The sequence below is a fragment of the Martinezella sp. CNPSo 3959 genome (assembly GCF_057784355.1).
Genome location: NZ_JBXSOV010000001.1, coordinates 840,150 through 864,652, shown reverse-complemented (window position 1 = coordinate 864,652; position 24,503 = coordinate 840,150). Strand labels below are relative to the sequence as shown.

Below are 24,503 nucleotides of genomic sequence, written 5' to 3'. Positions count from 1 at the left end.
ATGAAGAACATCACCTCCGCCTTCTTCGCGGCGCTGACCGGCGCGCGCGACAAGGGGCTCGTGCCCCGTCGTTTCGTCTGGATCACCGGCAAGGATCTCGCCAGCGGCGCGCCCGCCTCGATCGGCCTCTGGACCGGCGATGACGACATCAACATCACCGTTACCTCCGGTGTTACCGGACTGCCGGAGGCACGGACCTATTATGGCGGCCTCAATCTGCAGGTGAGCCCGATCCCGCGCACGGCGGATCTGACGATCCAGACCGTGACCATCACCATCGGCCAGATCGCGCCGGCCGTGCAGCAGCTCGTGCGTGGCTACGATCTGCGGCTGGCCCCGATCGAAATCCACGACATGTCGTTCGATACCGGCACGCGCCTGCCGAGTGCCGCACCGGAAATCGCTTTTCTCGGCATTGCCGACGGTGCGCCGGTGAAGACGCCCGCCGTCGGGCAGGATGGCGATATCGAGATATCCGCCATCTCCGCCGCCATCGCCATGCTGGAGCGCACCAATCCGGCCAAATCCTCCTATGAAGGCCAGGGATAGGGTAGGGCCGAGATCGCCCCCGACACGGTAGATAGGCTAATTTATTGCCTTTGCTGAAGAACCAGCGATATGCACGTAAAAGATGTCATGTGTCGATGTAACAGCAGCGACCGGCGCCCATCAGCCAGAACGATAGCGCGTGACATACCTGATACGTGAAAATCCGGGGCTGCTCCGGGTTGGAAGGCCTTTAAAGCTGCAAACGAGTTCAATCCGGCTGCCACGCGCCGGCTTTGCCCAATGACACGGTTGCAAGCATCACATCCGCATTTGCATCTTCAAATTTGGAATGGAACATATGGACCACGAGAAATTCTTCTCGGTGATAAGAACGTCATTGTTCAGTGGCCGGCTGTCGACAAATCAGGTCAATGGTCTTGAGGTGATTCTCGCACAATGGATAGCCGAGCCATTCGATCCACGTTGGCTGGCTTACATGCTGGCAACCGCCTATCACGAGACGGGTAAAACGATGCGAGCAATCTCGGAGAATCTGAGTTACTCGGCCGCTGGATTGCAGTCAACATTTCCGAAATATTTCAATCCAGAACAGGCTAAGGCCTATTCCCGCCAGCCGCAGCGGATCGCTAACCGCGCTTATGCGAACCGGATGGGAAACGGAGATGAAGCCAGTGATGACGGTTGGCGGTATCGTGGGCGCGGTCTCGTTCAGATTACGGGACGGGACAATTATGCCAAGTATGGCATCGCCGATGATCCGGATAGGGCTCTTGATCCTGATAAAGCGGTTGAAATCCTATTTGATGGCATGATCAACGGGCGTTTCACCGGTTGGAAGCTTGCCGATTATTTCAACGCTATCGGGTCCGATTGGCTCGGTGCGCGCCGGATTATCAACGGCACGGATCGAGCAATCGATATTGCCGGCTTTGCCAGGAAGTTCGCTGCGGCGATTGAGGGTGCTCGATAGATTTGCAGAACAATGGGCTGCGGCCGGATAGGGGCGATACAAAGGGAGCTGACCTCCTACTCCGTTTCGTGACGGCCTCCCATGAATTCAAAGCTTCGGGCGCCACGCGCTGATGCACAACCCCCCATCGATACAACGGGAGAATATATGTTCAATACGAATACGTTCCACAATATTCTGAATGTGTTAATTGCGTTATCGGCATCGATGATCGCTATTCTTCTGGCAACTGGCTGTACCCAGCTTGCCGATGGCACGTTGGAGTGTTCCCAGTCCTTCGTCGGTCCAGGCTTTGCCGCAGCCGCTGTAGCGGCTTTGAGCATGCTGAAAATCATTATCAATATCATGCGGGACGGTATCACGGGTTTGATAAAGCCTCAGCCGCCGGTTGACAAATAAGCTCATTCAGCCGCCGCACGCCATGAATAAGCAGCGGCGGCATTCCAAATCCCAAAACTCGATCGAGAAAAGCGATGACGTTGCACGAATTTCTGGATGCATTGGGCATCAAGGTCGGAGTTGTCATTGCTGGCCTTTCCGGCGGTATCCTGCGCGGTCTCTCCAGGCGCCGATATACGACGCGAGAGATTGTTGCATCGCCTATTTGCGGCGCACTTGCTGCAACCTATTTAACGGAGCCGGCGCTTTTTTATCTACGCGCTATTAACTGGCCTTTACCTCAAGAGGATGTCGCGGCCATGAATGCCACGGCTTTCGTCGTTGGCGTATGCGCCATGTGGATTGCCGACCTGCTTTTTGACGCCATTTCCAGATGGGTTAAGGGAGGGCATGAAAGGACTTAGCGACGATCTCTTATGGGAATAGAGTTGTTGCAACAGCAGGGAGTCTTAACATTTTTGGATTGATATCCGTGCAGTCGCGACTATGTCTTGATTATCTTTCACCAAAGGGAATAGGGGAGCCTTGTGGTTGATTTGTCGGATCGTTTTGCGGTTTCAACCTGGTCCTTGCATCGGACGCTCGGCGCCACCTATCCCTATAAACCTGGCGATCGAGCATACCCGGCTCGCCAATCGCCTTACGGGAAGGGTACGATCGAATTGATCGATGTGCCGCAACAATGCGCCGATCATAGCATCTTTCGGCTTGAGATTTGTTCCTTCCACTTGCCGAGTCTCCTTCCCAGCTATCTCCGTGATTTTCGTAAGGCCGCGGAGGAGGCCGGCGTAAAGCTTCAGACGCTGCTCGTCGAAGACGGAGACCTGAGCAATCCGCAAACCGCTCAGCGCGATGCAGAATGGATGACAGGATGGATCGACGTTGCCGCGGCTCTTGGGGCTGGAAACATGCGTGTTATTGCCGGAAAAGCTCAGCCGACGAATCCAGCTTTGGCGCTTGCTGAAACTCATTTGCGGCGGCTGGCTGAATTGACTGCCGCAGCGGGAGTGCGCCTCGTCATAGAGAACTGGTTCGATCTTCTGCCAGGGCCGGCGGAGGTCAATCGGATTCTCGATGCTCTGCACGGCACAGTCGGCCTCAATGGAGATTTCGGCAACTGGGAGCGAGCCGGCAAATACGAGGATCTAGCGAAGATCATGGGCCGCGCCGAACTCTGTCATGCAAAGGGGCGCTATTCAGCGGCAGGCCTTGATGAGGAGGATTATGTTCACTGCATTGAGCTTTCAAACTTGGCTGGCTATCAAGGCCCTTTCACGCTGATCTACGACTCCGCTTATCATCAGGATGAATGGTCCGGGATCCTTGAAGAGCGAGACTGCATCGCCAGCGTCTTCGGAGAGAAATCGACATAAAATAAGGTCGCTACCGCCACATTTGCAGAGGCGTTACTTAGGGAAATTGTGCTCAGGTTTTGGATATAAAGCTGGATATCCGTGCAATACATCAGTGTAAATCGTAATTGTGTAATGCGCCAAGCAACTGATCTTGTGTTTGATAGCCGGCATTATAGAGATCAATGGCCACATTGGCTGCGGACAGACCTTCCTGACTTTGCAATTTGATGCTGTGCTCGGCACACCATGCAAAAAGTGCGCCCGCGAGGACATCGATGTCATCGGGGTGAAGCGGCACATTGACCATCACAGACATTCGCTACACCATTCATGTTGGAGCTTGATATTGTGGGGTGAAGTGAACACTGCGTTGGTTTCGGAAATTTGCAACCAAGTTTACCGCGCGACGTTAACGGCCGCCTGATACGGAACAAACTCTGTGTCTTAACGTAACACAGGTTCAATATTGGACACATTATTGCTGATTTTGATGTCCGCCGGGTGGTGGCAGCGACCGAGTGAGCTTGTCACCTGTATCGTGGGGCGCAACCAATAGCGCCACGCCGAGCGTAATTGCCAGCGCTACTAAGACGGATAATACCAGCCTCGGCCGGGAAGGCATCATTGACGGACGGGATGCGACGCCTTGACAGCGGCCTCGATCAACTCCTCGGCATATAAAAGTGCCGATGCCGTATCTTCTCCGTCGAGTTTCAAGTCCTTACACTTACGATGCATAGCTCTGCGAATTTGGGCTAGCAACGCTGCGTCAATATCCACTTCGCCTTCTTCGAATACATGCGTTAGTGCGGACTGGGCAACAATTTCCAGAACTGCAACCCGACCTTCAATTTCACCCAAAGAGGGTATCGCGTTCCTCTTCACATGCTGCTTGCAATCGCGATGGGTAGTAAGCATCTCGGTCACCTCCTTCACGAAAGAAAATAACTATCGAGAAAGGAAAAAGTTCGGCCACTTCTCAAAAAAACTGCGCTCTCGCAATGCGCGCAGCCATATTGCTCTGGAGTTATACATTCTCGGCAGCCTTTTCACTTCATAGGGCAAAGCTTGGGATCCGATAGTACATCGGCACAGCGGGGTGACCGGCGGAAGTCATCATAATAAAGCGTCCATATGGTAGTATCTGCGGCACGATATGGCCCGAACTTGAAATATTGGTTTTTTCCCAACCCATGATCCGCATGTCCTATATGGCCGATGACAGTAACGATCCATTTATTGTTGGCAAATATCTCGATATGACCCGAGCCATCCGGGCCTGGTTTGCTGTAAATGGCAAAATCGATCCAGCCTGATGCAGGCATCGGCAACTTGTTTCCACGATTTATTACTTTGATCGCGTCTGTGCAGCCTGTAAATTCTTGTCCGTCGGATTCGTCCCAATTGTCATCCGTAGCCACCAATGCGCGCATCTGATTGGTATCGGGACGAAACCAGACCGGCGCCTCGTCATTATTGCAGACCTTGCCTTTGTTTCCAGGCTCCTGGTTCTTGATGGGCGCAACGTAGTTGGTTTCCACGGTCGCGAAGAGCTTCCCATTATTGAGCCGCAACGCGAGAAAGGGACTGAAGTCCCCTTCGGCTTTCGGCCCGATTTCCCGCTTCCATTGAGCAATGAGGTAGCGATGGTCGCCAGAGGGTATGGGATCGGCGAACTTTACAGCGAAACCGTACCAAACTCCCTGATTGTATGGCACGCGATATTTAGTGCGCTCCCAGATCTCGGCTCTTTCGCTGCAATTTGTTTTATCCGGCGCGCAGAATGGCCGGACACTCAGCTTCAATGCACCCGCGCCGGTACGTTTTACGTCTGATTGAAATTCGATCGTTCCTGCCTTTTGTTCGGCATTATCGCGATAGTAAAGGTGGCCAGATCGAGCGAAATCCTTGCCGTCGAAACCGTCGCGCAGCACTAATTGCGCTGGACTGTCGGCCAGAGCCGATGTTGTTGCACAGGTGCAGGCCAATATGGCGGGCAGCGCATATTTTGCATTCATGCTGGAGTATTCCTCTGGCGGGACATTCATAGAGCTTTATCAATGACCTGTTCGCCTCCTGCAAGCAAGCTAGAGCGCCAGCCTTCAAGGCCGGGTGATGGCGGCTTTGTTTCGAAATACGGAAGAGATAGATGGACAAATCGTTCTCTCCGCGTTTCATAGGCGAATACAATCTTTAGAGAAGGTTTCCATGACGATCGACCAGGATCTCGCCCGCATCGAGCTGCAAGAGGAAATGCTGCGTTTCGATGCTTTTGACCTTTCGACCGCTTGGGTGCTCGGCAAGCTGTTGCGCGATCTCGCCAGCGAGCGCAACATGGGCGTTGCCATCGATATCACCCTGCATTCCATGCCGGTTTTCTACATAGCCTTGCCCGGCTCGACACCTGATAATTCCAATTGGATTCGTCGGAAGCGCAATATGGTGCTGCGTTACTTCCGCAGTAGCTACGCTAGTACGTTGCGGCTGCAGCAGCAGGGTAAGACGATCGAGGACAACGGGCTTTCAAGCGCGGAATATGCCGCATCTGGCGGCAGCTTCCCCATTTTTGTCAACGGCACGGGTTGTGTTGGCGCCGTCACCGTTTCAGGTCTACCGCAGCGGGAAGACCACAATCTTGTTGTCGAAGCCCTGGCTCTTACTCTCGGCCACGAGCTTCACAATCTCAGCCTCGCATAGAGGGGCGAAGCGGCGGCGCAAGTCGAGCGGGCGCCGCTGCTGATCTCAGATGTTACCGCCGGCCTCGGCGATAACCTTGGTCAGGCTGCCCGTAGCCGGGAAAAGCGGGATGAGGCAGGCCTGTAAGGCATGATAGATATCGCCCTTGCCAGGAAACAATGTATGAGCCGGAATGAGATCTTCCGTCAGCTCTTCATGCCAGCCGCCATTGACGCGATCGATGAAGGCTTGGCCGATTACGCTCCAGATCCTGCGGTAGCTTTCTTCGTGAAAATCGCTAGGGGCGTGTTCATTCAGGTAATGAGCAGCACCAGCCCCCTCGCAGGCAGGCCACCAAAGCTTGTTGCGCTTTGCAGGCACATCTTCCCAATCAAGTGTATAGAAGAATCCGCTCTTCTCATTGTCCCAGCCGAGTGACATGGACTGAGAGAAGAGGCCCTTGGCTGCTTCCGGCATCCAGTCGTGCCGCTTTTCCCCAAGCGCCCAAAGCTGCAAGATCAGACGCGCCCATTCCAGCCAATGCCCTGGTGTCGTACCCGACGGGCGAAACATCTCATTGCCGTGGTAATTCTTATCGAGCACCCAATCGGCGTTGAAGTGTTCGGCAACGCGCCAGCCGACGGACCCCGCCGAACGGCGAATGACGAGATCGGCGATGCTTTCTGCTTTTTCGAGATATGTCTTGTCGCCGGTCGCTTCGAAAGCAGCCATCAGCGCTTCCGTCAGGTGCATGTTGGAGTTCTGGCCGCGATAGGTGCCACCGTCGATCAACGACCAATCCCGATTGAATTCCTCGGCAATCGCCCCGTGCTTTGCTTCCCAGAACTTAGTATTCAGAATTTCCGTGACGTCTGCCAACATGCCATCAGCCAGTGGATGGCCGATCGTCTTTGCGGATGAGGCAGCAAGCAGCACGAAAGCGTGGCCATAGCCCTGCTTGCTGGAATCGACGGGGCCGTCATTGTTCAGCGACCAAAAGTAGCCACCATGCTCGGTGTCGCGATGATGCTTCCATAGATAGTTCATGCCGTGGTCGACAATTTCGTTTGCGCCGGGACGACCGAGCAATGACCCAATCGAGAAGCAGTGCACCATGCGGGCGGTCGAATGAATGCCGCGTACGGGATTTATCTTATCCAACGGCTCGCCGGCATCATCCATGTCGTGGAAGCCGCCTTTGGGATTGACGGCGCGGTACTGGAAGAAATTGAAAAGCGCGTCGGCCTGATCGAGCAACCAGCGCCTGTGGTAGGCGCGGGTGCTCCAGTTTCCGAGCGCTGTGGGTTCAACCTGTATGTTCATGCCGTCCTCCTAAGATTCTCTTCCAGAAGCCGTATAGCGCCGTCCGAAAGCGCTGTCATGGCGTTATGGGATGAAGCTGTGTCGTTACCCCCGCGTTGTCCATAGTCGGTCGGCAATTCGTCCGATCTGCTTTCCCTGAAAGAACGCAACTATAGAAGATGCGCGCTTGCGCTGCACCGAACATGAGCGTAGATATGTTGACATAAAGATATCTTTATGTGATCTGGGTGCGGAGTCGCAATCAGGCCAGAGGAATTCGCTTATGTTTGACACTCTTTTTGGTTCCGAGACGACGAAGCGTAATGGCGGCGAGATTTTCGAAGTCTTGCGAAAGGCGGCGAGTGAACGGATACTCGTGCTTGATGGCGCCATGGGCACGCAGATCCAGGGTCTCGGCTTCGACGAGGATCAGTTTCGCGGCCACCGGTTCATCGGTTGCGCGTGTCACCAGAAGGGCAATAACGACCTCCTCATCCTGACCCAGCCCGATGCGATTGAAGATATTCATTATCGCTATGCCAAAGCCGGTGCGGATATCCTCGAGACCAACACCTTCTCTTCCACCCGCATTGCGCAGGCGGACTACCAGATGGAAGGTGCTGTCTACGATCTCAACAAGGAGGGCGCCGAGATCGTCCGCCGCGCCGCGATCCGCGCGGAACGCGAAGATGGTAAGCGACGCTTCGTGGCCGGTGCGATCGGTCCGACCAATCGGACGGCGTCCATTTCTCCGGATGTTAACAATCCTGGTTACCGTGCGGTCACTTTTGATGTTCTGCGCTTGGCTTATGGGGAGCAGATCGACGGTCTGATCGACGGCGGCGCTGATATCATCCTGATCGAGACAATTTTCGATACTCTGAACGCAAAGGCCGCGATCTTTGCCTGTGCGGAACGCTTCGAGGCCAAGGGTGTTCATCTGCCCATCATGATTTCTGGCACGATCACCGATCTTTCCGGGCGCACGCTGTCCGGCCAAACGCCGTCAGCCTTCTGGAATTCCGTGCGCCATGCGAATCCTTTCACAGTTGGCCTCAACTGTGCTCTCGGTGCAAACGCTATGCGGCCGCATCTGCAGGAGCTTTCGGCTGCTGCGGATACCTTCATCTGCGCTTATCCCAATGCCGGTCTGCCGAACGAATTCGGTCAGTATGATGAGACCCCCGAGATTATGGCGGCACAGGTCGAAGAATTTGCGCGCGAGGGGTTGGTCAATATCGTTGGCGGCTGCTGCGGTTCAACGCCGGAGCATATCGCCGCAATCGCTCAGGCGGTTTCGAAATATCCGCCACGGCAGCCTGCCGAGCATCGCCCCTTCATGTCGCTCTCCGGGCTGGAACCATTCGAGCTCACCAAGGATATTCCGTTCGTCAATGTCGGTGAGCGGACCAACGTCACTGGCTCGGCGAAATTCCGCAAGCTGATCACCAATGCCGATTATACGGCGGCGCTTGCCGTCGCCCGCGATCAAGTGGAAAACGGCGCGCAGGTCATCGACATCAACATGGATGAGGGCCTGATCGATTCCGAGAAGGCGATGGTGGAGTTCCTGAACCTCATCGCCGCCGAACCGGATATTGCCCGCGTTCCCGTCATGATCGACAGTTCCAAGTTTTCGATCATTGAGGCCGGCCTGAAATGTGTTCAAGGCAAGCCGATCGTCAACTCCATCTCGCTGAAGGAAGGCGAGGAGAACTTTCTCAAACAGGCGCGGTTGATGCGGATGTACGGCGCAGCGGTCGTCGTCATGGCCTTCGATGAGACAGGTCAAGCAGATAGCTACGAGCGCAAGGTCGAGATCTGCTCACGTGCTTATAAGCTGTTGACTGAAGTGGCAGGCCTGTCGCCGGAAGACATCATCTTCGATCCGAATATCTTCGCCGTTGCGACTGGCATCGAAGAGCATAACAACTACGGTGTCGACTTCATTGAGGCGACAAGGACGATCCGGAAGACCATGCCTCTGGTCCATATTTCAGGCGGTGTCTCAAACCTGTCCTTTTCGTTCCGCGGTAACGAACCCGTCCGCGAGGCCATGCATGCCGTATTTCTTTACCATGCCATTCAGGCGGGCATGGACATGGGCATCGTCAATGCCGGGCAGCTGGCTGTCTATGACAATATCGATCCGGAATTACGGGACGCCTGTGAGGACGTGGTGCTCAACCGCCGTCCGGATAGCACGGAGCGTCTGCTTGAGATTGCCGAACGCTTCCGCGGTTCCGGCAGCAAGGAAGCCAAGACGCAGGATCTTTCCTGGCGCGAATGGTCGGTCGAGAAGCGGCTCGAACATGCGTTGGTCAACGGCATTACCGAATATATCGAAGCCGATACCGAGGAAGCGCGCCAGGCTGCCGAGCGGCCGTTGCATGTCATCGAGGGCCCGTTGATGGCCGGCATGAATGTCGTTGGCGACCTCTTCGGTTCGGGCAAGATGTTCCTGCCACAAGTCGTGAAGTCCGCTCGCGTCATGAAGCAGGCCGTTGCCGTGCTGCTGCCATACATGGAAGCCGAGAAAGCTGCTAACGGCGGCAGCGGCGAACGGCAGTCAGCCGGCAAAGTGCTTATGGCGACCGTCAAGGGCGACGTGCACGACATCGGCAAGAACATCGTCGGTGTCGTGCTCGCCTGCAATAATTACGAAATCATCGATTTGGGCGTCATGGTGCCGGCGACCAAGATCCTGGAGACAGCTGTCGCCGAAAAGGTCGATATCATCGGCTTGTCGGGATTGATTACACCGTCATTGGACGAGATGGTGCATGTCGCCTCGGAGATGGAGCGGCAAGGCTTCGATATTCCGTTGCTGATCGGTGGGGCCACCACCAGTCGTGTCCATACAGCGGTAAAGATCCATCCGAGCTATCATCGCGGACAGACTGTCTATGTCACGGATGCAAGTCGTGCGGTTGGTGTTGTCTCAGCGCTGCTATCGCCCGATGCGCGGCAAGGCTATATCGACACCGTTCGGGCTGAATATTCCAAGGTCGCTGCCGCGCATGCGCGGAGCGAGGCCGAGAAGATACGCCTGCCGATTGCAAGAGCGCGTGAGAATGCCGAAAAGGTGGATTGGTCGGGCTATAAGCCGGTCAAACCGCAGTTCCTCGGTACCAAGGTATTCGAGAGTTACGATCTGGCTGAGCTGGCGAAATATATCGACTGGACCCCATTCTTCCAGACCTGGGAGCTCAAGGGTCGTTTTCCGGCAATTCTCGAAGATGAGAAGCAGGGCGAGGCGGCGCGGCAGCTCTATGGTGATGCACAAGCGATGCTCGAAAAGATCATCTCGGAAAACTGGTTTCGCCCGCGCGCCGTCATCGGTTTCTGGCCAGCGGGCACGGTCGGCGACGATATCAGGCTGTTCACCGACGAAAGCCGCAACGAGGAGCTTGCCACTTTCTACACGCTGCGGCAGCAACTGTCGAAGCGGGACGGTCGCCCGAATGTGGCGTTGTCGGACTTTGTGGCGCCGGTTTCCAATGGTGTCGGCGATTACGTCGGCGGCTTCGTCGTCACGGCCGGTATCGAGGAGGTGGCCATTGCCGAACGCTTCGAACGCGCAAACGATGATTATTCGTCGATCCTGGTCAAGGCGCTAGCCGACCGCTTTGCCGAAGCCTTCGCCGAGCGGATGCATGAGCGGGTGCGTCGAGAGTTCTGGGGCTACGCTGCGGATGAGAATTTCACGAGCGAGGAGCTCGTTCTCGAAGCCTATGCAGGTATCCGTCCAGCACCGGGCTATCCGGCGCAGCCTGACCATACCGAGAAGGATACGCTTTTCCGCCTACTGGATGCCGAAGCGACAACTGGCGTAAAGCTCACGGAAAGCTATGCGATGTGGCCGGGCTCTTCCGTTTCGGGCATTTATATCGCGCACCCGTCTTCCTACTATTTCGGTGTCGCCAAGATCGAGCGCGATCAGGTCGCAGACTATGCAGCCCGCAAGGGCATGCCCGTGGCAGAGGTGGAGCGTTGGTTAGGCCCTGTCCTCAATTATGTGCCGGAGAAGCGCGAGGCCGCGGTCGACGACGCAGCCTGATCGCGAGTCATGTCAAAGACTTGCGGTGTTTGGCTTAGAATTTGATTCCATATACAAGCGCCACCTCAGCCATTCGGTTGGGGTGGCGCTTTTTTTGATTCTTGGATTTTTACGGTTTCTCAGGCGTGAGCTAGTTCGCGCCGATCGTGAGTTCGGCGACGAAGTCATAGGCGTCACCGCGATAGAGCGAGCGAGTAAATTCGACTGCGCGGCCTGAACCGAGATAGGAGATGCGCTCGATCGATAGGCCGGCTGCTCCTACGGGAACGCCGAGCAATCCCGCATCGGCCTCTTTCATGTTGGTCGCGGATATGCGCTGAACGGCGCGAACGGGACGTACCTGGCGCTTTTCCAATTCCGCATAGAGCGATGTCGTTACTACCGACGGATCCGGCAGGAATTCACCGGAAACGCTGGCGTGCTCGATCGCGAGCGGCTGATCGTCGGCAATGCGTAGGCGACTGAGGCGCGATACCCGAGTGTCGGCGGCAAGCCCGAGAATCATCATCTCATCGGGGGAGGGCGTATGGATGCCCTTGTGCAGCCATTCCGAACGAGCCGTCATCCCGCGCCTCGCCATGTCCTCGGTAAATGAGGTGAGTTGCGACAGTCGCTGCTCCACCTTGGAAACGGGCTTTGCAACGAATGTACCCGAGCCGTGACGGCGAACGAGAGTGCCTTCCGCCACCAGGTCGTCGATCGCCTTACGCACCGTGACACGGCTGACCGCGGCAAATTCGGCGATGTCGCGCTCAGGTGGAAGCGCATCCCCATGTTTCAGCCTACCGACCTTCACGGCCTCTTCAAGCGTGCGTCGTAGCTTGACGTAAAGTGGACCCGTCCCACCTCCGGAAAGGCGCTCCGGCGAGAAGATCGCGCTCAAATCTTCGGTCATGCCCTGTTTACCTCTCCACCCAGCAGCAATTTCGCCGCCAACTCCACGGCTCCGCGCAGAACGTCTCCTCTTGGCTCAGCGAGAATCGCCTTGTGGCGTTCATCAAGCCAGGGGCGATAGGCTTGGGCAAGGCCGCCGAGAAGGCAGATCGAAGGGCATTCCGGCCAAAGCAGCGCATCCAGGCTTTCGGTTATCGATTTTGCCGCAGTTCTCACGATGTCGATGGCGACCACATCCTCCATTCCGGCATATTCGAAGATAACAGGCGCGTAGCGGGCAAAATCCTTGGGCTTGGAGGCGTGCGCAAATTCGACGATCCGTTCTGGATCATTGCCGTATTCGGCCATGATCGATGCCGTCAGTGCCGTACCGGCCGTCACCTTGTCATGTGCCAAGACAGCTCTCTCGAGCAAATCTCGTCCAAGACGAGCGCCACTTGCCTGGTCGCCTATGACAAAACCCCAGCCGCCGATACCCCAAATCCTGCCGTCACGGCGGGCATTGTAGACTGAGCCGGTGCCGAAGGCGCCGATAACGCCATCGGCGTCGCCGAGAGCGCCTTGAAGCGCTGTCGTCGCATCCGTGACAACACGTGTACTTGCAAAAGGCAGGGCGCCTTCGACCTTTTTGCCGTAGTTGCCGACATTGGCTCCTGCTGTTCCGATGACGGCCGGTAATTCCTGCAGCAGTTCGGGAGTGAGCCCAGCGTCGATCAAGGCCTGCTTTGCCGAGGCGACGATATGAATCAGCGAATTTTCCAGATCGGAGAGGATGTTCGCCGCACCCGCCTTGCCGGTACCGAGCACCCGCCCGCTATGATCTATGACAGCCGCCCTGCAACTCGTGCCGCCGCCATCGATACCAATCGCAAACTGCCCCATCATGCCTCCGGATGCCGCCTGTTCCCCGTTTTTCATACAATACCAAAAAAATACCATTTACCAATAGGCAAAACAGGCATTTTTGCTTGTCTTCATCTCATTGAATTACCTAGGTAAATTAATGAGCTTCAATCTTTTTGCATTCGAAAGTTAAATTCGGCTGGACAATTGGTATTTTTTTGGACTTAATTCGGAGCAAGGGAACAGTGCAAACGGACATCGGCAAAGCCGGCAGAAAAACAACAGCCGGTAAGTGAGGCGGAAGGGCGTGCATCTCGTCGTTGCGCCAGGCCGTTCGGGATCAGGAGGATCTCGTTTCGACGTTCGTCATAATTTTCCCGCGTGGTTCTTGCCGTGTCTCCGTCTGGTGGCGGCGACGGCAATTAATAGGGCCGATCGGGCACAAAGCCTCTGAAGCCTTTTGCATGGAGGGGTCGGCAATATTGGCGGTCCCTATGGAGCGCTGACCGTTTCCTCGGACAGGCCAGCGGATTTCAGATCGAGAACAGCGCCTTGCTATGGCGCGGAAAACAGGAGAGGGAAATGAAAACCAATGTTCTGAAAGGCTTGCTTCTTGCATCGAGCCTGCTGACCTCGGTCAGCCTGGCGCATGCGGCCGACGTGACGCTGACGGTTGAAAGCTGGCGCAACGACGACCTGCAGATCTGGCAGGAAAAGATCATCCCGGCTTTCGAAGCGAAGAACCCGGGTATCAAGATCGTCTTCTCGCCGACGGCGCCGACGGAATACAATGCATCGCTGAACGCCAAGCTCGACGCCGGCTCTGCGGGCGACATCATCACCTGCCGTCCGTTCGATGCTTCGCTCGACCTCTTCAACAAGAAGCATCTTGCCGATCTGACGAGCCTGAAGGGCTTGGAAAACTTCTCGGCTGTCGCCAAGGCTGCATGGTCGACCGACGACGGGAAATCCACCTTCTGCGTGCCGATGGCGTCCGTCATCCACGGCTTCATCTACAATAAAGACGCCTTCGACAAGCTCGGGCTGAAAGTGCCGGCGACGCGTGACGAGTTCTTCGCCGTCCTCGACAAGATCAAGGCCGATGGCACCTACATCCCGATGGCCATGGGCACGAAGGATCTGTGGGAAGCCGCAACCATGGGCTACCAGAACATCGGCCCGAACTATTGGAAGGGCGAAGACGGCCGTAAGGCTCTGATTGCTGGCAAGGAAAAGCTGACGGACGCCCCGTGGGTCGATCCTTACAAGGAACTGGCCAAGTGGAAGGCTTACCTCGGCGACGGCTTCGAAGCTCAAGGCTACGCCGACAGTCAGAACCTCTTCACGCTCGGCAAAGCTGCGATCTATCCGGCCGGCTCGTGGGAAATTGCTCTCTTCAACACCCAGGCGCAGTTCAAGATGGGTGCATTCCCGCCGCCGGTCGCCAAGGCTGGCGACACCGCCTATATCTCCGACCATCCGGATATCGGTGTCGGCTTGAACACGAAGAGCAAGCATCAGGAAGAAGCCAAGAAGTTCTTGAGCTGGGTCGCTTCCGACGAGTTTGCCAACATCTATGCCAACTCACTGCCTGGCTTCTTCAGCCTGAACTCGCATCCGGTAAAGATGAGCGATGCACTTGCGCAGGAATTCGTCTCCTGGCGTGACAATCACAAGTCGACCGTTCGTTCTACCTATCAGATCCTGTCGCGCGGTAAGCCGAACCTGGAAAATGAGACCTGGACCGAATCCGCAAACGTGATCAACGGCACGGACACTCCGGAACAGGCTGGCGAGAAGCTCCAGAAGGGCCTCGACAGCTGGTACAAGCCGGGTAAGTAAGCATTGCATGACGCGGGCGAGGGGCCTTCCAGGCTCCTCGCCCTTTTCATTGTTTGATAATCGAACCGGCGATCGCCTCGCCATTGCATTCGACACACCCGATGCCGTTTCACTTCGGCCATAAGCCGTAACTGCGGGTGGATTTGAACCTTAGAGCTGCTGCGTCGGCATGCAGCCAAGAAAAACAGGCAGAAAGCCATGAGCGACGCTGCGACATCAGATGCCCTTGAGGTCATGCCGATCAGACGCTCCAAGCGCTGGCATATCCTCGTCTTCTTATTCCCGGCCTTTGTCGTCTATACGGCGGTCATGATCCTGCCGCTGATCGAGACCTTGCGGCTGTCGCTTTACAATGTCGTCGACAATCAGTCCGTCTTCGTCGGCCTGAACAATTTCAAGGTTTTGTTCGGCGACGAACGCTGGTCTCACGATTTCTGGAACGCGCTGCGCAACAACCTGATCTTCTTCGCCATTCACATGTGCGTGCAGAATCCGATCGGTGTGGCTTTGGCTGCACTCCTGTCTCTGCCGAAGCTGCGCTTTGTCGCCTTCTACCGCACCGCCATCTTCCTGCCGACGCTGCTTTCCTTCGTCGTCGTCGGCTTCATCTGGAAGCTGATCCTCTCGCCGCTCTGGGGTGTTGCGCCCGAGCTTCTGAACGTCATCGGTCTGAAATCGTTCTTCGCCCCGTGGCTCGGCAGGCCGAGCACGGCGCTGATTACCGTCGCGCTGATCTCGGTCTGGCAATATGTCGGCATCCCGATGATGCTGATCTATGCGGCACTGCTCAACATCCCTGAAGAGGTCATCGAGGCGGCCGAATGCGATGGCATCACCGGCTGGAGCCAGTTCTGGAAGATCAAGCTGCCGCTGGTGCTGCCGGCAATCGGCATCATCTCGATCCTCACCTTCGTCGGCAATTTCAATGCGTTCGACCTGGTTTATACCGTGCAGGGCGCCTTGGCGGGGCCGGACGGCTCGACGGATATTCTCGGCACGCTGCTCTACCGCGTCTTCTTCGGCTTCCAGCTGCAGTTGGGCGACCGCTCGATGGGCGCGACGATCGCGACGGTGATGTTCCTGATCATCCTGGCCGGCGTTTCCTTCTATCTTTTCATCGTCCAGCGGCGCATTCGCCGCTACCAGTTCTGAGGAGGGCGACCCATGTCCAAGGCACGCACTTCCCTTATCCGTACCGGCTTCGTCCATCTGGCGCTTATTGCCTATACGCTGGTTGCCATTTTTCCAGTGTTTTTGACCGTCATCAACTCCTTCAAGGATCGCGCCTCGATCTTCCGCGCACCCTTGAGTGTCCCGACGCCATCCTCTTTCAGCATGATCGGCTACGACACCGTTCTGAAGCAGGGGGATTTCCTGACCTATTTCCAGAACAGCTTCGTCGTCACTATCGTCTCGATCATCCTGACATTGCTATTCGGGGCGATGGCCGCTTTTGCACTGTCGGAATACCGCTTCCGCGGCAATACGGTGATGGGCCTCTATCTGGCGATCGGCATCATGATCCCGATCCGTCTTGGTACGGTCGCGATCCTGCAGGGCATGGTGGCTGCCGGCCTCGTCAACACGCTGACGGCGCTGATTCTCGTCTATACGGCGCAGGGTCTGCCGCTCGCGATCTTCATACTCTCCGAGTTCATGCGGACGGTTTCCGACGACCTGAAGAATGCCGGCCGTATCGACGGTCTCAGCGAATATGCCATCTTCTTCCGTCTCGTCCTGCCGCTCGTCCGGCCGGCCATGGCGACAGTTGCCGTCTTTACCATGATCCCGATCTGGAACGATCTTTGGTTTCCGCTGATCCTCGCGCCGAGCGAAGCGACCAAGACGGTGACGCTCGGATCGCAGATTTTCATCGGCCAGTTCGTCACCAACTGGAATGCGGTGCTGGCGGCGCTGACGCTCGCCATCCTGCCGATCCTCATCCTTTACGTCATCTTTTCGCGCCAACTCATTCGCGGTATTACCTCCGGAGCAGTCAAGTGAGCGCATCCGAAAAGCCGATCCGCGTTCTCGTCGCCGGCCTTGGCAATATGGGCCGCAGTCATGCGTTGGCCTATCACAACAATCCGGGTTTCGAGATCGTCGGCCTCGTCAATCGTTCCAGGCCGGAGCTGCCTGAGGAACTGCGCGGCTATGCGATCCATGCGGATTTCGAGGCGGCATTGATGGAGCTGAAGCCGGATCTCTGCTCCATCAACACCTATTCCGACAGCCATGCTGATTTCGCCGTCATGGCTTTCGAGGCGGGTTGCCATGTCTTTGTCGAGAAGCCGCTGGCAACTACGGTGGAGGATGCCGAGCGCGTTGTCGCCGCTGCCAAGAAGGCCGGCAAGAAGCTGGCGATCGGCTATATACTGCGTCACCATCCCTCGTGGATGCGGCTGATCGCCGAAGCCCGCAAGCTCGGCGGTCCCTATGTATTCCGCATGAACCTCAATCAGCAATCGAGCGGCCCGACCTGGGAGACGCACAAGGCGCTGATGCGTACGACCTCGCCGATCGTCGATTGCGGCGTGCATTATGTCGACGTCATGTGCCAGATCACCGACGCCAAGCCTATCGAGGTGCGCGGCATGGGCCTGCGGCTGTCGCAGGAGGTGAAGCCCGATATGTATAATTATGGGCATCTGCAGGTGATCTTCGAGGATGGCTCGGTCGGCTGGTACGAGGCTGGCTGGGGGCCGATGATTTCGGAAACGGCCTTCTTCGTGAAGGACGTGATGTCGCCGAACGGCTCAGTTTCGATCATGATGGATCAGAACGCCAAGTCCGACGATATCGACATGCATACGAAGACGTCGGTCATCCGGCTGCATAGCGCCGAGACAGGGCCGAATGGCCAATTCATCCGGCCGGATCAGGATCTGCATATGGATGGTGAGCCAGGTCATCAGGAGCTCTGCGACTTCGAGCAGGCCTTCATGCTGAAAGCCATCCGTGAGGATCTCGACCTCAATCGCCATATGGCAGATGCCGTTCAATCGCTGCGCATATGCCTTGCCGCCGATGAGAGCGTGCGCACCGGCAAGCCTGTTTATCTATAAGGACAAGAGACTGTGGGATCGCTTCAACTGAAATCCATTCGCAAGGCTTACGGTACGCATGATGTGCTGAAGGGTATCGACCTCGAGGTGAAGGATGGTGAGTTCGTCATCTTCGTCGGGCCCTCAGGCTGCGGCAAGTCGACCCTTCTGCGCAGCATCGCCGGCCTCGAGGACGTGACCTCCGGCGCCGTGCTGATCAACGGCCAGGATGTGACGGTCACGCCGCCGGCCAAGCGCGGCATCTCGATGGTGTTCCAGTCCTATGCGCTCTATCCGCATCTGACCGTCAAGGACAATATGGGCTTGGGTCTCAAACAGGCGGGCACTGCGAAGGCCGAGATCGATAGCCGTGTGGAGAAGGCGTCGGGCATGTTGTCGTTGGCGCCCTATCTCGGACGCCGCCCGTCAGAGCTTTCCGGCGGTCAGCGCCAGCGCGTCGCCATTGGCCGGGCCATCGTTCGCGAGCCGGAACTCTTCCTGTTCGACGAGCCGCTGTCGAATCTTGATGCCGCGCTGCGCGTGCAGACGCGTCTGGAGATCGCCCGGTTGCATCGCAGTCTCAAGGCTACGATGATCTACGTTACCCACGATCAGGTCGAAGCGATGACGCTTGCCGACAAGATCGTCGTGCTCAATGCCGGTGCGATCGAGCAGATCGGTTCACCGATGGAGCTCTACAATCGTCCGGCCAACACCTTCGTGGCCGGCTTCATCGGCTCGCCGCAGATGAATTTCATCGCGGCTGAGCGTCTGGGCGAAAGCGGCGCCAAGACCGTCGGCATTCGCCCCGAACATATCACGCTATCGCGTGATCAGGGCACCTGGGCAGCTAAGGTCATCCATGTCGAGCATCTCGGCGCGGACACGATCATCTATCTCGAATCCGAGACCACCGGCCTTCTCACTGCGCGTCTCTTTGGGGAGCATCAATATGAGCCGGACGAGATGGTTTATGCGACGCCGGGTGCGAGCCAGATGCATCGTTTCGATGCGAACGACAAGGCGATCCGGGCGTAAATGGCCCGCCGAGGCGGAGCCGCAAGCTTCGCCTCGGCTATTTCCTTCATCGCGTGAATTGCATCGTCATTCGCCTTGCCGCTGCGAAGAATTGCCGGCCGTCAGAGCGGCCCGCTCAATGACTTCGGCTATGTAGACGGAAAGGGCGGGATCGGAGACGGCGCGGGCAAGCGTCAGACCACCGCTCAGCGTTGCGAGAAGAACGATGGCGCGATCCTCCGCCGTTGTTTCGCCAGAGTTTGTGCTTTCCGGCAGGCCGGCAGCGACATCGGCGATCAACTTTCTCAACTCTACCGTATAGACGCGGCGTGTTTCTTCGTCGGCACGCATCACGTCGGGGGAAAGGCTCGGCAGCGTGCAGCTGTCACCAAGATCGCAGGTCCGCTTGTAGCCGAGATAGAAGCTGGCAAGCGCCTTCAACCAATCTTTAGGCTGGTTTTCCCTGAGTGCCAAGATTCCTTGACGCAGCTCTTGCAAGCCTTCCACGACGGCTGTGCGAAACGCTTCGCTCTTGGACTTGAAATGTCCGTAGAAGGCGCCGTTGGTGACGCCGGCCGCCTTGGTCAGAGCATCGATGCCAGCGCCGCCATAACCTTCCTTGCGAAATACCTGCCCCGCGGCCGCGATGACACGCGTCCGGGTTTCTTCCTTGTGCTCGGCGCTATAGCGCATTGCCGCCTCCATTAAGAGCGATCCCTCTTTATTGCTTGCATAGAGAGCGATCGATGTGTATCGTTAAAGAGTGATCGGTATATATCAATTGCCGCCACAGGTCCAACAAGGAGATATTCCAATGCCCATTACGCTCACCGTATCCGAAGGACTGCTTTCATCCGAAGCGCAGGCGCAAGCCTTTGCCGGATTGACGGATGCAGTCCTCGATGTTGCCGGCTTGGCCGGGAATGAATTCATGACGGCCAATGTCATCGGGTCGATCAATGTGCTTCCGGCCGGCCATGTGCTGGCGGCCGGAAGGCCTATTGCCGCGGCCTTCATCGAACTCAAGCTGCCCGAAATCGCACTCGCGACCGCCGAAGCCAAGCGTGCTTTCATTGCAAGGGCGACCGATGTCGTCGAGCGGGCGGCCGAAGGGCGGATCAAGCGTGAGCATATCTGGTCGAATATAGTCTATGCGCCTGAAGGTGCTTGGGGCATTGCGGGGGAAAGCTACAGCAATGCCGATCTGGCCAGTGCCATTGCGAGCGCTGCAGCGCCTGAGATCGAAGCTCATCGCGCTTGAGATGAGGTAATTGGTATCAATACCGGGCGGCCGCGTGGGCCGCTCGTTCGACAACAAGGGAGGCAGGAAATGCAACTCGCCAATTATCTGTTTTTTACGACGCATTGCGACGAAGCCCTCGCTTTCTATACGGCCTGCGGGCTAGGCCGAGTGACTCTGTTGATCCGTCACGGTACGGAGGGAATACCGCTTGCCAACGAAGCGATGCGGGGCAGGGTAATGCACGCTCGCTTTGAGGGACCAGGCGTCTTCTTCTTCGCCTCTGACAATCATGATGCTGAGCCGATGCGAGGTTCCGCTCATATGCTCATGGTGGATGACCGAGAAGGTACCGACAGGATTTTTGCCCGATTGGCTGAAGGCGGCGCGGTGACGACGCCGCTCGCTGTTCAGCCTTGGGGCAGCTACTACGGCAAGCTGACGGATCGGTTTGGCGTGCAATGGATGGTGGATTGCGAGCAGTAGTGGGGATCGCGATTGGCACGAAGTGCCAGATAAATACTCCAGTCGTCCGGACGAATTCACGTGACTGTCATGAAGCTGCGCTATCTCAAGTTCAGTCCACTCCTACAGCGAGCACATCATGGCAAACGCAGCAACGACTTACGCCACCTGGCACAAGGATCCGCAGGGCGATACGAAAATGGCGGAATCCCATAGTCCCTATTGGCGGCATTTCATCGAGACCGTGCCGGAGCGCGATTTTTCCTCGAAGACGATCCTGGATTTCGGCTGCAACCGCGGCGGGTTCCTGCGGCTGCTTTATGCCATGCGGCCGTTCCGACGCGGCGTCGGCATCGATATCGCTTCGGAGTCGGTGGCTGCTGCCGTCGAAGCCGCAGGCAACATGCCGCTGCAGTTTCATGTGGCGACCGATCTGTCGCCCTTCGCCGATAGTTTCGATGTCGCTTTCAGCTATGAGGTCATCTATCTGTTGCCGGAGCTGAAACAGCATGCGGAACAGATGTTCCAAGCCTTGCGCAACGGCGGTGTCTACTACGCCGTGACCGGCTGCCACAATGAAATGCCGCTTTGGCCGAAGTGGCTCGAGCTGATCGGCAACAACAGCAATGCGCCGATGCAGGATCGGTCTCCACAGGATTACATCGATACCTTCGTTGCTGCTGGCTTCGACGTATCCGTCAAGCGTTTCGGCTATGACGGCTTCGTGCATGCATCGAAGGACCGGAAATATTATCCGAGCATTCTCGATGCATTGAGCTACCCGGCCGAATACAAGCTATTGTTCCGGATCGAGAAGCGCGTCTGACATGGAGACGATCGATCGCAAGGGCGGCAGCGCCCTCTGGTACCAGATCGGTGAGATCCTGGCGGCTGATATTGCCGCCGGGACTTTCGCCCCGGGGACGAAATTGCCGACCGAGCCGGAGCTGATGCAGCGTTTCGGCGTCAGCCGTTTTACCGTGCGACAGGCACTGGGGCACTTGGAGCAGCGTGGATTGGTCCGCGCCGAACAGGGGCGCGGAACCTTCGTTCATAGGGGCGTGCTCGACTATACGCTGTCGAAACGCACCCGCTTCCACAAAAATCTGATCGAGCAAGGTTTCGAACCGGGCGGCGAGCTGCTCGTTCACGAGATCGTGCCGGCAACCGAACGCGTCGCGGCCTATCTGAAGATCGCAATCGGCGCGCCCGTCATCCATCGTCGCGGCGTCATGACGGCCGACGGCATTCCGGTGGAATTGGGCGATTCCTATTATCCTGTCGAACGTTTTCCCGATTTCGACAAGGCTAGATTACAGCATTCGACAATTTCGGCGGCGCTCGCCAGCTACGGTGTCACCGACTACGAGCGGTTATCGACGGAGATCGAGGCGCGTATGCCGACGGCCGACGAAGCGCGGATCCTGCGCCAGCCGAAATCCGCGCCGCTGCTGGTGACGCGCAAGGTGGATGCGGATACCGACGGAGTGCCGATCACCTATTCGGAATCGGTTTGGCCGGCCGAGCGCACCACATTCAATCTCGATCTGCGGTGAGAATGCCCGGCAGTCTTGAGGCTCTCCGCGAGCTTGAATTAGCGGTGGGAGAGGATATTGACGACCTTGCCAAAAGGGTCGCGGACATAGAAGCGGCGGACGCCCCACGGCTCGTCCGTGAGGTCGTACAATATGCCGAAGCCCATGGAGGTGGCACGCTGATAGAGCGTGTCGACATCGTCGACTTCGATGGAAAGGTCGGGGACGAGCGTTCCCGAACCGCCTTCGCTGGCGACGCTGATCTGCGGCACAGTTGCCGCTTCGGAGGCGAAGGTCAGGATCCAGCCGTGATCCATCACGATGTCGAGGCCGAGCAGGTCGTGGTAGAAAAGACGGGCGCTGGCAGGATCGGCGGCGGGTAGGTTCGGGATGATGCGTAGGACGGTCACTGACTTCCTCCCTGGTGGACATGGAGGCGGGCAGATGCCGCGCCTCCACCATGCTGAGCTTAAACTGTGACGGCGGGCAGCAGTTTGCCGCGCTCCGCCAGGATGTGGCGGCAGGCGCTGGCGACTTCACGGCCCTTGATGATGAAATGTTCCTTGAAGAACTGGATGTGCGCTTCCGATTCCTGGAAATGATGCGGCGTCAGGACTGCCGACAGGATCGGCACACCGGTATCGAGCTGGACGCGCATCATGGCATCGAGAACCGTATTGGCGACGAATTCATGGCGATAGATGCCACCGTCGACAACGAAAGCGGTGGCGATGATCGCGGAATAACGGCCGTTGCGGGCAAGCGTCTGAGCGTGCAGCGGAATTTCCAGCGCCCCGGGTACGTCGAAGATATCGATCGGCGGCGCGCCTTCCGCCGTCTGCCATTCAGCAACGAAGGAATCGACCGAGCGATCGACGATATCGGCGTGCCAGCGGGCCCGAATGATCGCAATGCGGCTCGGTTGGGTAGAAATCGAAATGGTCATTAATTTTGCCTTTCAAGGGTTGTTGTCAAATATCCCTTGGGCGAACACGCAACATCGCAGCACCCCTCGCGCGGAGGAGGTACGATCCTGCTTGCTCTCTTCCATCCGGACTATACCGTCGGCTCCGGCATCTCACCGGATCTGCTGACCCTTCCGAAATCCGGAAGGCGCTCGCGGGCTCGAGGAAACTCCCCATACCGCCGGTGGGGAATTGCACCCCGCCCTGAGAACGCGTGGACTATAGATGTTTTGCCTTATGGAAATCAAAGAAAAACGCCGGGGTTTTGGCCCGGCGTCTGCGAATAATTTTCCAAAATGACCCGGCGATGGAGAGCTCTTTCTCAGTCCTGAATGACGAGCAGGTCAGAGGAGGCAAAACGCAACGTCACCTTCTCGCCAACGCTCGGAGGCATCATGCCCGGGCTGTTGAACATGTCGAAGGAAATCGTGTTACCGGCGACATTCATGCGAGTGCGGATGACCGAGCCCAGGAAGTGTGCCGAGGAGACTTCGCCCGTGAGGGCGGTATCGCCCTTGGCCGATTCCGCCAGCGAACCGGCTTCTGGACGCAGGGCAAGCGATACGGTATCGCCCGGCTTGTAGGCGGTAACCGACTGCTTCAGGGTCACACCCTGATCGCCGATCATGATGCGGTTACTGTCGGGATCGACGACCTTGCCTTCGATCAGATTCAGCGTGCCGACGAAGGAGGCGACGAAACGGGTTGCCGGCTTGTTGTAGATTTCGAACGGCGTGCCGATCTGATCGGCGCGGCCTGCATTCATGACCACGATACGGTCGGAGATCGACAGCGCCTCTTCCTGATCGTGCGTCACGAAAACTGTGGTGATGCCGAGCTGCTGTTGGATGGCGCGGATTTCCTCGCGCAGCGAGATACGGATCTTGGCGTCGAGAGCCGAGAGCGGCTCGTCGAGCAGGAGCACCTGCGGCTTGACGGCGATAGCGCGGGCGAGCGCCACGCGCTGCTGCTGGCCTCCGGACATCTGGTATGGATAGCGGCCGGCGAGATGATCGAGCTTGATGAGTGCCAGCATCTCCTTGACGCGCTTGTCGATGTCGGGCTTCGCCATGCCGGCCACCTTGAGGCCGAAGGCGACGTTGTCATGCACCGTCATGTTCGGAAACAATGCGTAGGCCTGGAAGACCATGCCAATATTGCGCTGGTTCGGTTTCAGCGCCCGCTGGTCCTTGCCATTGATCGACAGGGTGCCGGCGGTCGGCGTTTCGAAACCTGCGATCATGCGCAGCACGGTCGTCTTGCCGCAGCCCGACGGTCCGAGGAAGGAGACGAATTCTCCCTTCTCGATTTGCATATTGAAATCATGGACGACGTGAATGTCGCCGAAGGACTTCTTGATGTGGGTGAGTTCGAGAAAAGCCATGG

The 24,503-nt window shown here is 57.2% G+C and carries 26 protein-coding genes and 1 riboswitch; of the genes, 16 read left to right on the top strand and 10 right to left on the bottom strand.

Annotated features, from left to right (window positions below):
- The 5 genes from AC13RE_RS04345 to AC13RE_RS04325 all read left to right on the top strand — a co-directional run bounded on the left by AC13RE_RS04345 (window position 1) and on the right by AC13RE_RS04325 (window position 3,252).
- Window positions 1-549, top strand: coding sequence for a hypothetical protein (locus AC13RE_RS04345; RefSeq protein WP_488562064.1), 549 nt, complete (start codon window positions 1-3; stop codon window positions 547-549).
- Window positions 550-847: 298 nt separating this feature from the next.
- On the top strand, window positions 848-1,480 hold the full coding sequence (locus AC13RE_RS04340; protein ID WP_488562063.1) for a hypothetical protein: 633 nt from the start codon (window positions 848-850) through the stop codon (window positions 1,478-1,480).
- A gap of 147 nt (window positions 1,481-1,627) precedes the next feature.
- On the top strand, window positions 1,628-1,879 hold the full coding sequence (locus tag AC13RE_RS04335; protein WP_112419939.1) for a hypothetical protein: 252 nt from the start codon (window positions 1,628-1,630) through the stop codon (window positions 1,877-1,879).
- A gap of 74 nt (window positions 1,880-1,953) precedes the next feature.
- The gene (locus tag AC13RE_RS04330; RefSeq protein WP_112334396.1) at window positions 1,954-2,283 is read left to right on the top strand and encodes a hypothetical protein; all 330 of its coding nucleotides are present in this window, start codon (window positions 1,954-1,956) and stop codon (window positions 2,281-2,283) included.
- 123 nt (window positions 2,284-2,406) lie between these two features.
- Window positions 2,407-3,252: a sugar phosphate isomerase/epimerase family protein gene (locus AC13RE_RS04325; protein WP_488562062.1), complete on the top strand. Its 846-nt coding sequence runs from the start codon at window positions 2,407-2,409 to the stop codon at window positions 3,250-3,252.
- Window positions 3,253-3,343: 91 nt separating this feature from the next.
- Here AC13RE_RS04325 and AC13RE_RS04320 read toward each other — a convergent pair whose 3' ends face one another.
- The 3 genes from AC13RE_RS04320 to AC13RE_RS04310 form a co-directional block, all read right to left on the bottom strand.
- Window positions 3,344-3,550, bottom strand: a complete 207-nt coding sequence (locus AC13RE_RS04320; RefSeq protein WP_132717042.1) for a hypothetical protein — start codon at window positions 3,548-3,550, stop codon at window positions 3,344-3,346.
- Window positions 3,551-3,855: 305 nt separating this feature from the next.
- On the bottom strand, window positions 3,856-4,152 hold the full coding sequence (locus AC13RE_RS04315) for a hypothetical protein (protein ID WP_488562061.1): 297 nt from the start codon (window positions 4,150-4,152) through the stop codon (window positions 3,856-3,858).
- Window positions 4,153-4,283: 131 nt separating this feature from the next.
- The gene (locus AC13RE_RS04310) at window positions 4,284-5,252 is read right to left on the bottom strand and encodes a polysaccharide lyase family 20 protein (protein WP_488562060.1); all 969 of its coding nucleotides are present in this window, start codon (window positions 5,250-5,252) and stop codon (window positions 4,284-4,286) included.
- 190 nt (window positions 5,253-5,442) lie between these two features.
- Between AC13RE_RS04310 and AC13RE_RS04305 the strand changes: the two genes are divergently transcribed.
- Window positions 5,443-5,931 (top strand): heme-degrading domain-containing protein, encoded by a 489-nt coding sequence (locus tag AC13RE_RS04305; protein ID WP_112334401.1) that lies wholly within the window; start codon window positions 5,443-5,445, stop codon window positions 5,929-5,931.
- 45 nt (window positions 5,932-5,976) lie between these two features.
- Here the strand turns inward: AC13RE_RS04305 and AC13RE_RS04300 are convergent, their stop codons facing one another.
- Window positions 5,977-7,233, bottom strand: a complete 1,257-nt coding sequence (locus AC13RE_RS04300) for an AGE family epimerase/isomerase (RefSeq protein WP_132717038.1) — start codon at window positions 7,231-7,233, stop codon at window positions 5,977-5,979.
- Window positions 7,234-7,495: 262 nt separating this feature from the next.
- Between AC13RE_RS04300 and metH the strand changes: the two genes are divergently transcribed.
- Entirely contained in the window at window positions 7,496-11,272 is a 3,777-nt protein-coding gene (gene metH / locus AC13RE_RS04295) for a methionine synthase (protein WP_488562059.1), read from the top strand.
- Window positions 11,273-11,402: 130 nt separating this feature from the next.
- Here the strand turns inward: metH and AC13RE_RS04290 are convergent, their stop codons facing one another.
- Entirely contained in the window at window positions 11,403-12,167 is a 765-nt protein-coding gene (locus tag AC13RE_RS04290) for a GntR family transcriptional regulator (RefSeq protein ID WP_488562058.1), read from the bottom strand.
- The gene (locus tag AC13RE_RS04285; RefSeq protein WP_488562536.1) at window positions 12,164-13,048 is read right to left on the bottom strand and encodes a glucosamine kinase nucleotide-binding domain-containing protein; all 885 of its coding nucleotides are present in this window, start codon (window positions 13,046-13,048) and stop codon (window positions 12,164-12,166) included. The genes AC13RE_RS04290 and AC13RE_RS04285 overlap by 4 nt, the downstream gene beginning before the upstream one ends.
- Window positions 13,049-13,591: 543 nt before the next feature.
- On the opposite strand from AC13RE_RS04285, the gene AC13RE_RS04280 reads away from it, so the two are divergent.
- The 5 genes from AC13RE_RS04280 to AC13RE_RS04260 all read left to right on the top strand — a co-directional run bounded on the left by AC13RE_RS04280 (window position 13,592) and on the right by AC13RE_RS04260 (window position 18,933).
- The gene (locus AC13RE_RS04280) at window positions 13,592-14,851 is read left to right on the top strand and encodes an ABC transporter substrate-binding protein (protein ID WP_488483066.1); all 1,260 of its coding nucleotides are present in this window, start codon (window positions 13,592-13,594) and stop codon (window positions 14,849-14,851) included.
- 198 nt (window positions 14,852-15,049) lie between these two features.
- The gene (locus AC13RE_RS04275) at window positions 15,050-16,003 is read left to right on the top strand and encodes a carbohydrate ABC transporter permease (protein ID WP_112334409.1); all 954 of its coding nucleotides are present in this window, start codon (window positions 15,050-15,052) and stop codon (window positions 16,001-16,003) included.
- A 12-nt stretch (window positions 16,004-16,015) separates the two neighbouring features.
- Entirely contained in the window at window positions 16,016-16,855 is an 840-nt protein-coding gene (locus AC13RE_RS04270) for a carbohydrate ABC transporter permease (protein WP_488562057.1), read from the top strand.
- Window positions 16,852-17,916 (top strand): Gfo/Idh/MocA family protein, encoded by a 1,065-nt coding sequence (locus AC13RE_RS04265; RefSeq protein WP_488562056.1) that lies wholly within the window; start codon window positions 16,852-16,854, stop codon window positions 17,914-17,916. Before AC13RE_RS04270 ends, AC13RE_RS04265 begins: the two co-directional genes overlap by 4 nt.
- A gap of 12 nt (window positions 17,917-17,928) precedes the next feature.
- On the top strand, window positions 17,929-18,933 hold the full coding sequence (locus tag AC13RE_RS04260) for an ABC transporter ATP-binding protein (RefSeq protein ID WP_488562055.1): 1,005 nt from the start codon (window positions 17,929-17,931) through the stop codon (window positions 18,931-18,933).
- 66 nt (window positions 18,934-18,999) lie between these two features.
- Here AC13RE_RS04260 and AC13RE_RS04255 read toward each other — a convergent pair whose 3' ends face one another.
- A complete protein-coding gene (locus AC13RE_RS04255; RefSeq protein ID WP_488562054.1) occupies window positions 19,000-19,605 on the bottom strand; it encodes a TetR/AcrR family transcriptional regulator in 606 nt (201 codons plus the stop codon).
- Window positions 19,606-19,726: 121 nt separating this feature from the next.
- Between AC13RE_RS04255 and AC13RE_RS04250 the strand changes: the two genes are divergently transcribed.
- The 4 genes from AC13RE_RS04250 to phnF all read left to right on the top strand — a co-directional run bounded on the left by AC13RE_RS04250 (window position 19,727) and on the right by phnF (window position 22,173).
- Window positions 19,727-20,173, top strand: a complete 447-nt coding sequence (locus AC13RE_RS04250) for a tautomerase family protein (RefSeq protein ID WP_488562053.1) — start codon at window positions 19,727-19,729, stop codon at window positions 20,171-20,173.
- 69 nt (window positions 20,174-20,242) lie between these two features.
- Window positions 20,243-20,638: a VOC family protein gene (locus tag AC13RE_RS04245; protein WP_488562052.1), complete on the top strand. Its 396-nt coding sequence runs from the start codon at window positions 20,243-20,245 to the stop codon at window positions 20,636-20,638.
- A gap of 118 nt (window positions 20,639-20,756) precedes the next feature.
- Window positions 20,757-21,443, top strand: a complete 687-nt coding sequence (locus AC13RE_RS04240) for a class I SAM-dependent methyltransferase (RefSeq protein ID WP_488562051.1) — start codon at window positions 20,757-20,759, stop codon at window positions 21,441-21,443.
- 1 nt (window position 21,444) lies between these two features.
- Window positions 21,445-22,173, top strand: coding sequence for a phosphonate metabolism transcriptional regulator PhnF (gene phnF / locus AC13RE_RS04235; protein ID WP_488562050.1), 729 nt, complete (start codon window positions 21,445-21,447; stop codon window positions 22,171-22,173).
- Window positions 22,174-22,211: 38 nt separating this feature from the next.
- Here phnF and AC13RE_RS04230 read toward each other — a convergent pair whose 3' ends face one another.
- The 3 genes from AC13RE_RS04230 to AC13RE_RS04220 form a co-directional block, all read right to left on the bottom strand.
- The gene (locus tag AC13RE_RS04230) at window positions 22,212-22,562 is read right to left on the bottom strand and encodes a VOC family protein (protein ID WP_488562049.1); all 351 of its coding nucleotides are present in this window, start codon (window positions 22,560-22,562) and stop codon (window positions 22,212-22,214) included.
- Window positions 22,563-22,621: 59 nt separating this feature from the next.
- The gene (locus tag AC13RE_RS04225; protein WP_132717028.1) at window positions 22,622-23,098 is read right to left on the bottom strand and encodes a 6,7-dimethyl-8-ribityllumazine synthase; all 477 of its coding nucleotides are present in this window, start codon (window positions 23,096-23,098) and stop codon (window positions 22,622-22,624) included.
- A gap of 89 nt (window positions 23,099-23,187) precedes the next feature.
- Window positions 23,188-23,333: riboswitch (FMN riboswitch) on the bottom strand.
- 106 nt (window positions 23,334-23,439) lie between these two features.
- Window positions 23,440-24,501, bottom strand: a complete 1,062-nt coding sequence (locus AC13RE_RS04220) for an ABC transporter ATP-binding protein (RefSeq protein ID WP_015340398.1) — start codon at window positions 24,499-24,501, stop codon at window positions 23,440-23,442.
- Window positions 24,502-24,503: the final 2 nt, after the last annotated feature.